The following is a 15,693-nucleotide window of genomic DNA, read 5'->3' as shown; positions in this document are numbered from 1 at the left end:
AAAAAATCATGGAGCGTATTTTAAGCAGCAGGTGCATCGGCTAAAATAGGCAATATTGCCAATAAACGTAAGGATAGTGCCAAAATGTCGTCTGAAAACGAGCGTAACGAGTTTTGCCAAAATCAAACTGTCCCCAAAATCGTGTTATATGCTCAATCGGGCATGAATGATTTTGTCTTCAACATTCCCTTTTCTGTTTTTCAGACGACCTATCGGAACAATCCGCTCTTTGACCTGAAAATCTGTTCCGATGACAGCAAAGACGTCATCACGGCACTGGGCGCAAGCATTCCCGTACACGGCGGCTTGGATTTGACGGAAGAAGCCGACATCATCGTCATCGCAGGCTGGCGCAATATTGAAGAAGCCCCGACACCCGAGTTGAGTACACATTTACAGAAAGCAGTACAACGTGGTGCGCATATCACCGCCCTATGTTACGGCACTTACGCCCTTGCCTACACAGGACTTTTAGACGGCAGAACCGCCGCCACCCACTGGCTTGCCGAAGACGACTTTGTCCGCCGTTTCCCTAAAATTCATCTGGATACCAACCGCCTATATGCGGAAGACGGCAACTTTTTAACATCGGCAGGTGCGGCGGGCGGGCTGGATTGCTGCCTGTACCTCATCCGCAAAATCCACGGTGCAACCGTTGCCAACGACCTTGCCCGTACCTTGGTTGCGGCACCACACCGCGAAGGTGGGCAGGCACAGTTTATCCACCGACCTGTCGAACGTCGTACCGCCGATGACAAAATCAATCACTTATTGGACGAACTGCGCCAAAACCTTGCCACCCCATACCGCTTGGATGATTTGTCCAAAAAATTAGCCGTTTCCCGCCGAACCTTTATCCGCCATTTTTCTCAAGCCACAGGCATGAATTTCGGTGAGTGGCTCACCACAGAGCGGCTATGGCAGGTACAGGATTTGTTGGAAAATACGGATTTGCCGATAGAACGCATCGCCGAACAAAGCGGCTTCGGCAGCGCGGCAAACCTGCGCTTGCAGTTTAAAGCCAAGTTTAAAATCAATCCGAATGCCTGGCGGAAAGTATTTGGCAGATAGCTAAACACAATACCCCCTCCAAGCGCAGGCTGCTTTTAAAGGCCGTCTGAAATCCCAAAAAGCAGCCTGCACTTTTCAGACGGCCTTTTTTCTTTTTCAAAGAGTAGAAAGATTTCAAAGAGTTTTTATAAATCATCTTCAAAATCCAAACGCTTGTTCTATCCTAATCATTTATATTCAAAGATGACAAGCTCAATCTCATCCTCGCCAATAGAGATAGCGGCTCTTATATGGATACAAGATGCCGTCTGAAAGTTGAGTTTCAGACGGCCTTTGTGTAATGTGAGCTTTCCTACCATTTTGCATTGCATCGATGAATCATACTTCCTCTACGATGTAAATTATGTAAACACTGTGTTGATGGTTTATCATAGCAAAGCCTGCACCAAGCAATCATAAATACCGCAATATGTATAAAATCAAAAACCAATAAGAGAAAAAATGAATAAACAACAACTTGCAGCCAAAATTTGGCAATCTGCGAATAAAATGCGTTCCAAAATTGAAGCGAACGAGTACAAAGACTACATCTTAGGCTTTATTTTTTACAAATTTCTTTCTGATAAATTAGAAAAATTTGCCCTTGAACAAGGCTTAGAAAGATCAAATTTTGCCGATGAGCTTACCGAATCTAACGGGGTGCTTGTCAACCATGTCAAAAGAAACCTCGGTTATTTCATCAGCTACGAACACCTATTCTCAACTTGGTTAGCCCAAGGCTCGGATTTCAATATTGCCAACGTACGCACAGCAATGAGCGCTTTCAGCCGCAATATTGCAGAAAACTACATCTCAGTTTTTGACGGCATTTTCAAAACCTTAGAATCCGGTTTGAGCAAATTGGGCGATACCGCTGCCAGCCAAACCAATGCGGTGAAAGACCTTTTCGTGCTGATTGCCGATATTCCGATGGACGGCAAACAGGGCTATGACGTATTGGGCTTTATTTACGAATACCTGATTAGTATGTTTGCTGCCAACGCAGGCAAAAAAGCGGGCGAATTTTATACGCCGCACGAAGTATCTTTGCTGATGTCTGAAATCATTGCCGACCATCTCAAAGACCGTGAAGAAATCAGCATTTACGACCCGACCAGTGGCTCAGGTTCATTACTGATCAACATCGGCCATAGCGTTGCCAAACATCTCAAAAGCGCCGACAGCATCAAATATTACGCACAAGAATTAAAAGAAAACACTTACAACCTCACGCGCATGAATTTGGTCATGCGCGGCATTTTGCCGAGCAATATTTTCACCCGCAATGCCGATACATTAGAAGACGACTGGCCGCTGGAGGGCGAGCCGCTGTATCTGGATGCCGTAGTGTCCAATCCGCCCTATTCCCAGCCGTGGAATCCCAAAGACAAAGAAGGCGACATCCGCTACAAACGTTTTGGCGTCGCCCCGCAGGCAAAAGCCGATTTTGCCTTTCTATTGCACGACCTCTTCCACTTAAAACCCGACGGCATCATGACCATCGTCTTGCCGCATGGCGTGCTTTTTAGAGGTGGCGAAGAAGAGAAAATCCGAAAAAATCTGATTGAATACAATCATATTGATGCCATTATCGGTCTGCCTGCCAATATCTTTTTCGGCACTGGCATTCCCACCATCATTATCGTTTTACGCCAAGAGCGCGAACGTAACGACGTGCTGATGATTGACGCCTCCAAACATTTCATCAAAGTGGGCAAAAACAACCATTTGCAGGCAAGCGACATCAAGCGCATTGTCGATTGCGTGACCCATCGCCGGGAATTGCCTAAATTTTCCCGCATTGTGCCGAAAGCCGAAATTGTGGCAAACGGCTACAACCTCAACATTCCGCGCTATGTCGATTCCGCCGAACCAGCGGAGCAATGGGATATTTTCGCTACCATACACGGCGGCATTCCCAAAGCAGAGTTGGCACAATTTGCAGACTACTGGGCAGCCTTTGACGGCTTGCAGGCTGCTTTGTTCACCGATAACGGCACACCTTATGTGCAGCCCAAAACCGACAATCTCAAAGCCGCCATTCAAAGCCACGCCGGCGTGCTGAATTACCAAGCGCAATTTGCCCAAAACTTTGCCGATTTCACTGCCAGCTTGGAAAGCCTGCTGATTGAGCCGATGGAAACGCTCAATATTTCCCAAACCCAGCAGCAACTTGCCGAACTCATTCGGGAAAAAGTGCAGGCAATGCCCTTATTGGATTTTTATACCGCCTATCAAAAACTTGATGACCTATGGCGTGCTGATGTGGCAGGCATTGCCGCCGATTTGGAGATGATTCAAACCGAAGGCAAACAAGCAATTAAGCAGGTTGATCCTTTTATGGTGTTGAAAAAAGACAGCAAAACCAAAAAAGAAGCCGAAGTACAAGACGGCTGGGTGGGGCATATTCTGCCGTTTGAATTGGTGCAAGCCGTCAAACTGCCGCAGGAATTGGCAAACCTGAAAGCCAAAGAAACCCGCTTGGCGGAAATTGCCGCCGAAATGCAAAGCATTTTGGAAAACCTGAGCGAAGAAGAAAAAGCCTGCCCTGCCGTCAATGAAGAAGGCGACGGCTTTATCAATGCCGAAATTCCCAAAGCCTTGCAACAAGAATTAGAAGCCGACGGCGTAGCGATTGCCAAAAAAGCCGACTTGACCAAAGCCATCGACAAACACATTTTTGCCGAAGAAAGCCTGGGCGCAAAATTGCAGGCTGCCTATAAGCTGCTTGCCGAAGAAAAAACGCTTAAGGCAGAACTCAAAACCCTATCCGCCGAGCTTCACAGCAAAACCAAAGCCGCCATTGAAGCCCTGGATGATGCCGAAGCCCTCGATTTGCTCCGCCAAAAATGGTTTGTTCCGCTCAATGCGGCGATGTGCAGGCTGCCTGAAAACATGCTGGCGCAATTCAGCCAAAAACTGACCGCACTTTGCGACAAATATGCCGACACCTATCAGCACATCAGCGAGCGTAAACAAGAAAGCGCCGCCGCACTGGCGCAAATGATGGACGAACTCACCGGCAGCGAGTTTGACTTGCAGGGCATTGCCGCATGGCAGACGATTTTGAAAGGCTAAGGGGACAAAATGAATAAGCAACAAGAGCCACGTTTGCGGTTTAAAGGGTTTACAGAAGAGTGGAAAAATAAAACTTTAGGCGATTTAGGAAGAGTAGAAATGTGTCGCCGTATTTTTAAAGAGCAAACCCAGCCAAGTGGTGAAATTCCCTTTTTTAAAATCGGTACATTTGGACAAGAACCAGACGCATTTATCAGTAGTGAATTATTTGAGGAATACCGCCAAAAATACCCTTATCCTAAACAAGGAGATATTTTAATTTCTGCTGCGGGTACAATTGGCCGAACGGTTAAATTTACAGGGGAGAATGCGTATTTTCAAGATAGCAACATAGTTTGGTTGCGTTTTGATGAAAGCCAAATAACTTCAACATTTTTAAATATCACATACCAAAATATTAAATGGGATTTAGAAGGAAGCACAATCAAGCGGTTATATAACAGTGATTTATTATCAGCAGAAATAACTGTACCTTCCCTTCCTGAACAAACCCACCTCGGTTTGTTTTTCAGTCGTTTAGACAGCCAAATTGCCGAGAGCCGTGCGGTATTGGAAAAAAGCCGTCAGCTTAAAAAGGCAATGCTGGCAAAAATGTTCCCCGCAAACGGTGAAAAAATACCAAAAATCCGCTTTAAAGGGTTTGAGGGGGAATGGGAGACATATCAAATTTGTGATTTATTTAGAATTACTCGTGGTAATGTCTTAGCTACGACAAATTTAGTAGATAATAAAAATGAAGATTATTGTTATCCTGTCTATAGTTCACAAACGAAAAATAAAGGTCTGATGGGATATTGGAAACATTACCTGTTTGAAAATGCGATTACTTGGACAACTGATGGAGCAAATGCTGGAGATGTAAATTTTCGTTCAGGGAAATTCTATTGCACAAATGTGTGTGGGGTTCTAATTAATGAAGAGGGTTTTGCAAATCAATGTATTGCTGAGATTCTCAATTTAGTTACACACAGCTATGTATCCTATGTTGGAAATCCTAAATTGATGAATAATGTAATGGCGGAAATTCCTATACTTATTCCACCAACCATTAAAGAACAAACCGCTATCGGTAATTTCTTCCGCCAACTAGACGAAACCATTGCCTTACAGTCGGCAGAAGTCGAAAAATTAAACCAACTCAAAAAAGGGCTGTTGGCGGCGATGTTGGTATAGGGCAGTGTCCCTGCCCATGATTGAGGCCGTCTGAAAAATTGTAGTAGCGCCCTTACGGAGAAAAAGAATGTTTAATAAAGAAGCTGATTTTGAAAACGCACTGATTGCCTTGCTTGCCACCAAAAGCTGGGAAAAGGAAGTGTTGCGCTATCCTACCGAAGAAGAGTTGATTGCCAACTGGCAGGCGCATTTGAATAAAACCAACCAACATATCGACAAGCTCGATGTGCCGTTGCTTCGCACGGAAATGAACCAGATTTTGGAGCAGGTGCAGGCATTGAAAACGCCTTATGCGTTAAACGGCTTTATCAATGGCAAAACGGTGGCCATCAAGCGTGAAAATGAGGAAAGCCGTCATTTCGGCAAGGAAGTGTCGTTGGATATTTTCGACCGTGAGGAAATTTCTGCCGGCAAAAGCCGCTATCAAATTGCCCAGCAGCCCCAATTTACTCCTCGTTCGGATTTATACCCTAAGCAGCGAGGCGATTTGATGCTGTTAATCAACGGCATGCCGATGTTTCATATTGAGCTGAAGCGTTCAGGTGTGCCGATTAGCCAAGCGACCAATCAAATTGAGCGATACCATAAGGCAGGCGCGTTTTCGGGCATTTTTAGCCTGGTGCAGGTGTTTGTGGCGATGACGCCGGAAGAATGCCGCTATTTTGCCAATACCGGCGGTCAATTAAATCCGGCGTTTTATTTCCGTTGGGCGGATTTTAATAATGTGTATATGAACGATTGGGATAAGGTGGCGACGCATTTCCTCTCGATTCCGATGGCGCATCAGTTTATCGGCGATTACACCATTGCCGATGCGAAAGACGAGCAGCTGAAAGTGTTGCGCAGCTATCAGTATTATGCGGTCAACAAAATTGCCGACACAGTGGCAAAAACAGATTGGACTTCGGGCAATCAGCGAGGCGGCTATATTTGGCATACCACAGGCTCGGGTAAAACGATGTCGAGTTTTAAGTCGGCGCAGTTAATCAGCCGCCGCAAAGATGCGGATAAGGTGATTTTCTTGCTCGACCGTATTGAGCTGGGCAAGCAATCTCTGGAGGAATATCAGAATTTTGCCGATAGTAAAGATGATGTGCAGGCAACGGAAAACACCGCTATTTTGCTCGCCAAGCTGAAAAGCAAACAAGACCGCGACCGCTTAATCGTTACGTCCATCCAGAAAATGAGCAATATCAAGGCGGAAGAAGGGGTAAATGAGGCTGACATCGAGCAAATCAGTGGTAAACGTTTGGTGTTTATCGTTGATGAAGCCCACCGCACTACTTTTGGCGATATGTTGCTCACCATTAAGCACACCTTCCCCAATGCGATTTTCTTCGGCTTTACCGGCACGCCGATTGAAGAAGAAAACGCTAAGAAAAATTCAACCACTGCCACGGTTTTCGGCAATGAATTGCACCGATATTCGATTGCAGACGGCATTCGTGATGAAAATGTGCTGGGCTTTCACCCCTTCCATATCCGCACCTTTAAAGACAGCGATTTACGCAGATCTGTCGCTTTGCAAGAAGCCAAAGCAACAGATGAAAGCGAAGTATTTGCCGATGACCAAAAGAAAAAAATCTACAATCAATTTATGAATGATGTGCCGATGGCGGGAGAATATACGTCAGACGGCAAATATCAAAAAGGCATTGAAGATTATATACCCAATGTGCAATATCAAACGCCGGAACATGTGAATGCAGTGATTGACGACATGCTGGATAATTGGCCACGCCTCAGCCAAGGCAAAAAATATCATGCCATTTTTGCCACCAGCTCTATTCCCGAAGCGGTCAATTATTACCGCCTAATTAAAGCCAGAATTGCTGAGAAAATCAGAATTGCTGAGGAAGTCGGAAATTCTGAGGAAGCTAAAAATTCCTTGCCGAAACTGACCGCCCTTTTCGATCCGAATATACTTAACGATGGGCAAGGCAACGACAAGGAAATATGGATTGCCGAAATTTTGGAAGATTACAACGCCCAGTTCGGCACAAGCTTCGGCTACGCCACTTATTCCCGATTTAAAACGGATTTGTCGGATAGGTTGTCGCATATCAATGCGTATAAGAGAATCAAGCCCGACGAGCAGCTGGATTTGTTGATTGTGGTCGATCAGATGCTGACAGGCTTTGACAGCAAATGGCTCAATACGCTCTATTTAGACAAAATTTTGGATTACGCCAACTTGATTCAGGCGTTTTCCCGTACTAACCGCATATGCGACAAAACCGATAAGCCTTTTGGTTTAATCCGCTATTACCGCAAGCCGCACACGATGCAACGCAATATTGAGCGAGCCGTAAAACTTTATTCGGGCGACCGCCCAATGGGGCTGTTTGTCGATAATTTAGATAAAGTTATCGACAAAATGAATGTCTGCTTTGCCGATATTGCCGATATTTTCAAATGGGCAGGATTAGAGGATTTTTCAAAAAACCCTGATGATACAACCTCATGCGCAAAGTTTGTCAAACTATTCAATCAGCTCAATGAGCACTTACAAGCTGCTCGGCTCTTGGGTTTTTCTTGGGAAAAATTAAGCTATGACGTGGTACAGGAAGACGACAGCGTGATCACTGCCACACTCAATTTCGATCAAGAGACTTACGATAAACTGCTGGCTCGTTATAAAGATTTGTTTAAAGAAAGTTCAGGCAATGGTGGCGGTAGCGATGATGTGCCATTTGATTTGCGTTCGCACATCAACGAAATCGAAACCGATAAAATTGATCAAAATTATATGAATGCCCGTTTTGAAAAATGGCTTAAAACCATCGGCGGTACAGAAGAAGCTGCTGCACTTGAAGAGCTACACCACTCTTTTGCTACGCTTTCTAAAGAAGATCAAAAATTTGCTGAGTTGTTTTTACACGATGTGCAATCCGGCGATATCAAGCTTGATCCAAATTTAGCATTAAGTGATTACATCACCACGTACAAACAAAAAGATGCCAATGATAAGGTACTAAAAATAATTAAAGATTTAGGGCTAGATGGAGATTTGCTACGTGCGCTGCTGGCAAGAAAATATACCAGCGAAAATTTGGACTTAGGCAGACTAAATGACCTAAAAGAAACAGTCGATAGGGAAAAAGCCAAAGTTTATTTTAACGAAGAACGTATATTTTATTTAAATATACGGATTGATGAGTTCCTAAGGGAACTAATTACAAGATAGTTATTACCTATTGAAAGATATTAAATAATCATCAAGTTAGCATATCTCTACCTGAACATTAGCCCCTCACCGACCCAACTACAAAGGTTGGGCCAAATCGTTTTCCGTGTTGTAGCTGATAAAATCCTGCTCATGAGGGAAATGGACAACCCGCGCGCGCTGTTGCTGCAGCCAGCCGCGGATGCTGCGCATTCCTGAATAAAGGTATGGCACGGTGCTTTGCAGGATTTGCGGCCGGATAAACATCACGCTGTAATGCGGTCTAGCAGGAGTCTCCACATAGAACGCATTGCACAATGGCGTACGCCGCGCGATGGTTTCAAACTGGGAAACCAAGTTTTCCGGCAAACGCGGCATATCGCAGGATACGATAAGCAACCAATCGGCAGTAGCAATTTGTAAATCGTTGGCAGCAGTACACAAAGCGGCTAGAGGACCGTAATGCTGCCATTGGCGTGCATCAGAAAAAACGTGTGCGCTGCGTTGGGCGTAAGATTCAAGGTTGCGGTTGGCACTGATGGCGATATGGCTGACTTGGGGGCGGATTTTTTCAATGACATGATCTATCAAGGCTTTGTTGTGCCATTGCACCAACCCCTTATCGACACCTCCCATCCGGCTTCCCTGCCCGCCGGCCAATATCAGTGCGAAAATTTTCATTTTGGTAGTCCTTTGCGAAGCAGAGTATGGAGTATGGTTCAAGATGTTGTGTTTATTGGATAAGTTTCAAGGTTTCAGGCCGTCTGAAACCTTATTTTTATGATTTAATTCACTTGAGATGAATTTTATCATAACATGATTTTACATTAAACCCCTGTTTTTTCTTATCATAACCATACAATTATTTTAGACAGGTTGTTTATAGACCGAAAGAATGATATTTTTATAAGATTATCGGATTAGTTCCCTGCGTGCTTTATGCGATTATTCTCCGGATCTTCAGACGGCCTGAGCCTGTCTTCGCGTTTAAAACTGCTGACTTTTTTATGGGTCAGTTCGGCGTTTTTGTCGATTGTCTTTACCCTGCTGCTTTCTTGGCGTTTGGAAAACGCGGCCAAAACGATTGAAGATGCGGGCAGTTTGAAAATGCAGGTGTACCGTTTGGCTTACATGGCAAGTGTCCGTACACCCAATGCGCAAATTGACAACCAAATCAAAGAATTTGAGCGTACGCTGGCCAATGTGACGCAAAGCGATGCCATTCATCCGCTGATTCCGTCTCAAATGCCGTTAGCTTACGACTTGATTCAATCGATGCTGTTGATTGATTGGGAATCCAACATCAAGCCGTCTTTGCAGCATTACGAGCGTCCGACCCAAATCGGCCTGTACCGTTTTGCCGGCAACATCGAGCTATTTTTACAGGCGATGGAAAATGCCAACGAGCAAAATACCTTGTGGCTGCGCCGCTTTCAAATGGCCATGATGCTGATGATTGTTGTGGCTGCAGGCTTGATGATTGTTTGGCATTATTCATGGATTATCCGACCCTTGGAAAAACTGCGTGATGGTGTAGAGACCATCAGCAAAGGGCATTTCGGCGTTCAAATCGAGACAGACCAGATCCGTGAGTTTGCCCAAGTAAGCAAGGGTTTCAACCAAATGAGCCGTCGTCTGCATACGCTTTATACAGACTTGGAAGGACAGGTTGCCAAACAAACCCAAGACTTGGCGCGACAAAACCGTGATTTGACCCTGCTCTACCAAACCACGCGTAATCTGCACCAAACCTTTACACCGCAACAGGCGGCAGAAGAATTTTTAACTCAAATTCTACCGGCGTTTTCAGCCTTAGGCGGTACGGTATATCTTTCCGATGAGGAGCGGAAACGTTCTGATTTGGCGGCAAGCGTCGGTGAAACCGAAGAAGGAAATCGTGTAGAATTTCCAATCGTTTATCAAGATGAACAGCTTGGCGTACTAACCCTATATTTTTCAGACGGCCATATGCCTGATGAGCAAGACGAAAAACTGCTGCATACTTTAAGCGGACAGCTGGGCATTTCCATCGCCAACAACCGCATGGAACAAGAGCGCCGCCTGCTTGCAGTCTTGCAGGAGCGTAACTTGATTGCACAAGGTTTGCATGACAGCATCGCGCAAGCTTTAACCTTTTTGAATTTGCAGGTACAAATGCTGGAAAGTGCGTTTGCCTCAGACCAACGTGAGCAGGCCGAAGAAAATATCGGCTTCATCAAAGACGGCGTGCAGGAATGCTACGAGGACGTACGCGAACTTTTAATGAATTTCCGCACCAAAATCAGTAATAAAGATTTTCCTGAAGCGGTAGAATCGCTGCTGGCGCGTTTTGAACGACAAACCGGTATTCCAGTTGATTTAAAATGGCAGGACGACGGGCAGGCTTTGAATTATGATGAGCATTTGCAGATCATCTTCATCTTGCAGGAAAGCCTGTCCAATATTCGGAAGCACGCGCGTGCGCAACATGTCAGCGTCGAAATTGCCAACCACGGCGATTTTGTCATGACGATTCGTGACGACGGCGCAGGCTTTAATAAAGAACACCTATCAAACCGGCCTTCAGGCGAACATGTCGGCTTGGGCATTATGCAAGAACGGGCCCAACGGATTAACGCAGAATTGGCCATTACATCACAGATTGGGCAAGGTACGGCGGTTATGCTGACTTTGCCGCAACAAATGAGAACAGCATCATGACGATTAAAATTACCCTTATTGACGACCACACCCTATTTCGCAGTGGCATCAAAGCCCTGCTCTCCCGCCAGCCTGATTTTGAAGTCATCGGCGAAGCTTCAGACGGCCTGGCCGGCGTAAAAATGGTTGAGCAGCTCAAGCCTGATGTGGTCTTGCTGGACTTGGATATGCCGGTCATGAACGGCCGCGAAGCACTGGCTCAAATTTTGAGCATCAATCCGCAACTAACCGTCATCATGCTGACTGTTTCCGAAGACAGCGATGATTTGACCGAATGTATGCGTATGGGTGCAAAAGGCTTTTTGCTGAAAAACATCAACGCCGACTTCCTGTTGGAAAGCATCCGCAAAGCTGTCGATGGCGACAATGTCTTTTCTCCGGAAATGACCAGCCGTTTGGTGCAATCGCTAATTTCTCCATCTCCTTCCCGCTCCGACCATCTGCTGGAGCAACTGACCCCGCGAGAGATGGAAATCTTGGGCTATCTTGCCGCCGGACACAGCAACAAAATCATTGCCCGCCATTTGAATCTGGCAGAGTCAACCGTCAAAGTGCATGTACAAAACCTGTTGCGCAAATTAAACCTAAGCAGCCGCGTCCAAGCTGCGGTTTATGCGGTGCAACACAAAGTACCGCAACCGGTATTGTCTTAAAAGGCCGTCTGAAACCTTCTTTTTAAAAGGTTTCAGGAAAAGCGTTTATTCGCTATAATCACGCCGATTTATATGCAGGGTTGTCTGATTCTTTCAGACGGCCTTTTTATTTGATTTCTCACTGATTTAAAAAAACATGTCCGAAAACATTCCAGAAAATACACCCGAAAATACTGTTCCTGAAGAACACAAACGCAGCATCCGCAGTTTCGTCTTGCGTCAAGGCCATATGACCGCGGCCCAACAGCGCGCCATCGATACGATGTGGCCGCAATTTGGTGTGGACTTCCAAGAAGCTCCTTTGGATTTGAACCATGCATTTGGACGGGACAATCCTAAAGTTTTGGAAATCGGTTTCGGTATGGGCGTCGCGACAGTGGAAATCGCCAAACGTCTGCCCGATACCGACTTTTTAGCGATTGATGTTCACGGCCCGGGTGTCGGCAATATCTTGAAGCTGATTGAGGAAGAACACATTTCCAATATCCGCGTGATACGTCATGATGCAGTGGAAGTAGTGGAAAAGATGCTGGAAGACGGTTCTTTAGACGGCATTCATATTTTCTTCCCCGACCCTTGGCACAAAAAACGCCACAATAAACGCCGCTTGGTACAAGTGCCTTTTGTTGAAAAGCTGCTGCCCAAACTCAAAAGCGGCGGCTATGTCCATATGGCGACCGACTGGGAAGAATACGCCGTACAAATGCTGGAAGTTTTGAGCAGTTGCGACTCTTTGCAAAACACGGCTGCCGATTACGCCCCTACGCCCGATTATCGCCCTGAAACCAAATTTGAAGCCCGAGGCAAACGATTGGGTCATGGCGTTTGGGACTTGGTGTTCCGTAAGAAATAGCCGAACATAAAACACAAGGCCGTCTGAAAAATTTCAGACGGCCTTTTATCTTACTGATTAAGCTAAGAAAAGTTTATAAGCCGGATTATCGGTTTCTTCTTTATAAACATAACCCAAGCTCTCCAAGAAGTCGGTAAAGGCTTCATTGTCGCTTTCAGGTACATCGATACCGACCAAAATACGGCCGTAGTCCGCACCATGATTGCGATAATGGAACAAAGTAATATTCCATTCAGCACGCATATGGTTCAAGAAACGGGACAATGCGCCGGGGCGCTCCGGAAATTCAAAGCTGACCAAGCGTTCGCTGGATACTTTTTCCGTACGTCCGCCGACCATGTAACGGATATGGATTTTGGCGATTTCATCATTGGTCAAATCGACATTCGGTAAGCCTGCGTCAGCCAGTTGTTTGCTGATGACGGCCAAGTCTTGCGCACCGGCAGTTTGCAAGCCGACAAAAATATGAGCATTTTTATCGCTGCCGTAGCGATAGTTGAACTCAGTAATATTCCGACTACCCAAGACGTTGATAAACTTGAGGAAGCTGCCTTTTTCTTCAGGAATGGTAACGGCAAAAATACCTTCGTTGCCCTCGCCCAGCTCACTGCGTTCAGAAACATGGCGCAGGCGGTGGAAGTTCATGTTAGCGCCACTGGTGACGGCAACCAGGTTTTGACCTTGAATATTGTTTTTCGCAACGTAAGCCTTCAGGCCGGCAAGCGCCAATGCGCCTGCAGGTTCGGTAATGCTGCGCGTATCGTCAAAAATATCTTTAATTGCGCCGCACAACATATCCGTATTGACCGTAATAATTTCGTCCAACAGTTCTTTACACAGGCGGAAGGTTTCCTCGCCCACCACTTTAACCGCCGTGCCGTCTGAAAACAGGCCGACATCTTTCAAATGTACGATTTCCCCTGCTTCGACCGATTGTTTCATACAGCAAGAATCATTGGTTTGCACGCCAATGACTTTAATTTCAGGACAAACCTGTTTGATAAACGCCGCTACGCCTGCTGCCAAACCGCCGCCGCCAATCGGCACAAAAATAGCATTGATATTGCGGTGTTGACGGAGGATTTCCATGCCGACAGTGCCCTGACCTGCAATCACATCAGGATCATCAAATGGCGCGATATAGGTCAGTTTTTCCTTTTCTGCCAACTCCATCGCATAATCATAGGCATCGTTGTAAGACACACCTTTCAATACCACTTCACCGCCACGGCTCTTTACTGCATCAATTTTGATTTTCGGCGTAGTCTCCGGCATCACGATGACGGCGCGGCAACCCAAATATTGAGCCGACAAAGCCACACCCTGTGCATGGTTGCCCGCGCTTGCTGCAATCACGCCACAATCCAAGGCTTCTTTAGGCAGCTTCGCCATTTTGTTGTACGCGCCGCGAATTTTGAACGAAAACACCGGCTGCAAATCTTCACGTTTGAGCAAAACCTGATTGTTCAGACGGCCTGACAGACTGCGCGCCAAATCCAAGGGCGTTTCTACGGCCACATCATAAACGGAAGCGGTCAAAATACGGGTTAGATAATCAGAAAGAGGAAGGGAATGGTTCATGGTATTTTAGTGTTCGGAAATAAATTGCAATTCGGTCAAATCGACCGGAGGAAAAAGTTAAAACCATACCCCTGAGGCCGTCTGAAGGCAAGAAAAATCTTAGCAAAGCCTAAATGAGACGGTATAATGTCCGCTTAATATCTATTTAATATGCCAAACTGTTTACTTTGAAAGAAACAGTGTCCACTCATATTCAAATCCATAAATAATGATGAAAAAAACGCTACTTAGCTTAATTTTTGCTGCCCTCCTGAATACTCCAGCCCTTGCGGCAGACCCGGTTGCATCCGCACCTGCCGTACAAAGCGAGGCTCAAACGCAGCCACTGCTGCACAGTATCAACAGCCCGACAACGCCGCCGGAAATTGCGGCGACTGCCTATATTGTTACCGACCTGCACAGCAAGCAAACCTTGGCATCCAACAATGCCGACACGCCTATCGAGCCTGCCGCGTTGACGCAAATGATGACCGCCTACCTTGCCTTTAAAGCACTGGAAAACGGTACGCTTCAAGCAGATCAGATGCTGACAGTTTCAAACGTCGGCTGGAAAGTCGAAGGTTCACGCATGTTCCTTGATCCGAAAGTTCCTGTCAGTGTCAGCGATTTGATTAAGGGTACAACCATCCAGTCGGCCAACGATGCCGCCATTACCCTTGCCGAAGCCATTGGCAACGACTCTATCGACGAATTTGTCAAACAAATGAACGAAGAAGCCAAACGCTTGGGCATGAAGCATACCCACTTCAACAACCCGACCGGTATTTCTTCTAACGGCCATGTTTCAACCGTTGGCGACTTGGCCATTTTGGCAGCCGCGCTGATCAATGACTATCCGAAATACTATCCTTTGTTTGCAAACAAATCTTTCAAATACAATAATATCGAACAGCCCAACCGCAACCTCCTGCTCTATCGCGACAGCAGTATCGATGGTTTGAAAACCGGCTATAGCGAAGGCGCAGGCTACCATCTCGCCGCTTCCAGCAAACGCAACAACCGCCGTATTGTTTCCATCCTTGCCGGTGCCGAATCCACCGAAGCGCGCGCCAGCGAAAGCAGCAAACTGCTCAACTGGTCATTGCAGGCATTTGATACGCCTAAACTTTACAACGGCGGAGAAGTGATTTCCCAAGTCAAAGTTTACAAAGGCAGTACCAAAGCCGTAGATATCGGTTTCTTGGACGATGTTTACATTACCATTCCCCACGATACCGGCAAAAACGTCAAACCTATTTTAGAAACGCTTCAGCCCGTCCTCGCCCCGATTGAAAAAGGCCAAGTATTGGGCAAACTGAAAGTCATGAAAGACGGCAAAATCATTGCCGAAAAAGACGTCGTTGCCCTAACCGGTGTTGAAGAAGGCAGCTGGTTGCGCCGTATGTGGGACGCGATTGTGTTGTGGTTTAAAGGTTTATTCAGTTAATCCTCTTGCTATG

10 protein-coding genes are annotated in these 15,693 nt (G+C 46.1%); 8 read left to right on the top strand and 2 right to left on the bottom strand.

The window, feature by feature from the left end; genetic code table 11:
* The first annotated feature begins 84 nt into the window (after positions 1 to 84).
* The 4 genes from ACTHSN_RS07285 to ACTHSN_RS07270 all read left to right on the top strand — a co-directional run bounded on the left by ACTHSN_RS07285 (position 85) and on the right by ACTHSN_RS07270 (position 8,488).
* On the top strand, positions 85 to 1,071 hold the full coding sequence (locus ACTHSN_RS07285; RefSeq protein ID WP_440365231.1) for a GlxA family transcriptional regulator: 987 nt from the start codon (positions 85 to 87) through the stop codon (positions 1,069 to 1,071).
* 441 nt (positions 1,072 to 1,512) lie between these two features.
* Entirely contained in the window at positions 1,513 to 4,128 is a 2,616-nt protein-coding gene (locus tag ACTHSN_RS07280) for a type I restriction-modification system subunit M (RefSeq protein ID WP_296185312.1), read from the top strand.
* Positions 4,129 to 4,137: 9 nt separating this feature from the next.
* Complete coding sequence (locus tag ACTHSN_RS07275) at positions 4,138 to 5,301, top strand: restriction endonuclease subunit S (protein WP_070646090.1); 1,164 nt, start codon at positions 4,138 to 4,140, stop codon at positions 5,299 to 5,301.
* A gap of 67 nt (positions 5,302 to 5,368) precedes the next feature.
* Complete coding sequence (locus tag ACTHSN_RS07270) at positions 5,369 to 8,488, top strand: type I restriction endonuclease subunit R (protein ID WP_440365230.1); 3,120 nt, start codon at positions 5,369 to 5,371, stop codon at positions 8,486 to 8,488.
* A gap of 78 nt (positions 8,489 to 8,566) precedes the next feature.
* Here the strand turns inward: ACTHSN_RS07270 and mobA are convergent, their stop codons facing one another.
* A complete protein-coding gene (gene mobA / locus ACTHSN_RS07265; RefSeq protein WP_049328535.1) occupies positions 8,567 to 9,148 on the bottom strand; it encodes a molybdenum cofactor guanylyltransferase MobA in 582 nt (193 codons plus the stop codon).
* 258 nt (positions 9,149 to 9,406) lie between these two features.
* On the opposite strand from mobA, the gene ACTHSN_RS07260 reads away from it, so the two are divergent.
* The 3 genes from ACTHSN_RS07260 (at position 9,407) to trmB (ending at position 12,673) form a co-directional block, all read left to right on the top strand.
* Positions 9,407 to 11,167 carry a histidine kinase gene (locus ACTHSN_RS07260; RefSeq protein ID WP_440365229.1) on the top strand — a complete coding sequence of 587 codons (1,761 nt, stop codon included), beginning with the start codon at positions 9,407 to 9,409 and terminating at the stop codon, positions 11,165 to 11,167.
* Complete coding sequence (locus ACTHSN_RS07255; RefSeq protein ID WP_049333503.1) at positions 11,164 to 11,820, top strand: response regulator; 657 nt, start codon at positions 11,164 to 11,166, stop codon at positions 11,818 to 11,820. The genes ACTHSN_RS07260 and ACTHSN_RS07255 overlap by 4 nt, the downstream gene beginning before the upstream one ends.
* A gap of 136 nt (positions 11,821 to 11,956) precedes the next feature.
* The gene (trmB, locus tag ACTHSN_RS07250) at positions 11,957 to 12,673 is read left to right on the top strand and encodes a tRNA (guanosine(46)-N7)-methyltransferase TrmB (protein WP_107769357.1); all 717 of its coding nucleotides are present in this window, start codon (positions 11,957 to 11,959) and stop codon (positions 12,671 to 12,673) included.
* A gap of 57 nt (positions 12,674 to 12,730) precedes the next feature.
* Here the strand turns inward: trmB and ilvA are convergent, their stop codons facing one another.
* Positions 12,731 to 14,254, bottom strand: coding sequence for a threonine ammonia-lyase, biosynthetic (gene ilvA, locus ACTHSN_RS07245; protein ID WP_107769358.1), 1,524 nt, complete (start codon positions 14,252 to 14,254; stop codon positions 12,731 to 12,733).
* A 208-nt stretch (positions 14,255 to 14,462) separates the two neighbouring features.
* On the opposite strand from ilvA, the gene ACTHSN_RS07240 reads away from it, so the two are divergent.
* Positions 14,463 to 15,680 carry a D-alanyl-D-alanine carboxypeptidase family protein gene (locus ACTHSN_RS07240; RefSeq protein WP_107769359.1) on the top strand — a complete coding sequence of 406 codons (1,218 nt, stop codon included), beginning with the start codon at positions 14,463 to 14,465 and terminating at the stop codon, positions 15,678 to 15,680.
* Positions 15,681 to 15,693 lie beyond the last annotated feature (13 nt).

The sequence above is a fragment of the Neisseria sp. P0009.S010 genome (assembly GCF_051958545.1).
Taxonomy (GTDB): Bacteria; Pseudomonadota; Gammaproteobacteria; order Burkholderiales; family Neisseriaceae; genus Neisseria; species Neisseria subflava_A.
The sequence above is the reverse complement of the archived record's forward strand: the minus strand, read 5'-3'. Positions and strand labels throughout refer to the sequence as shown.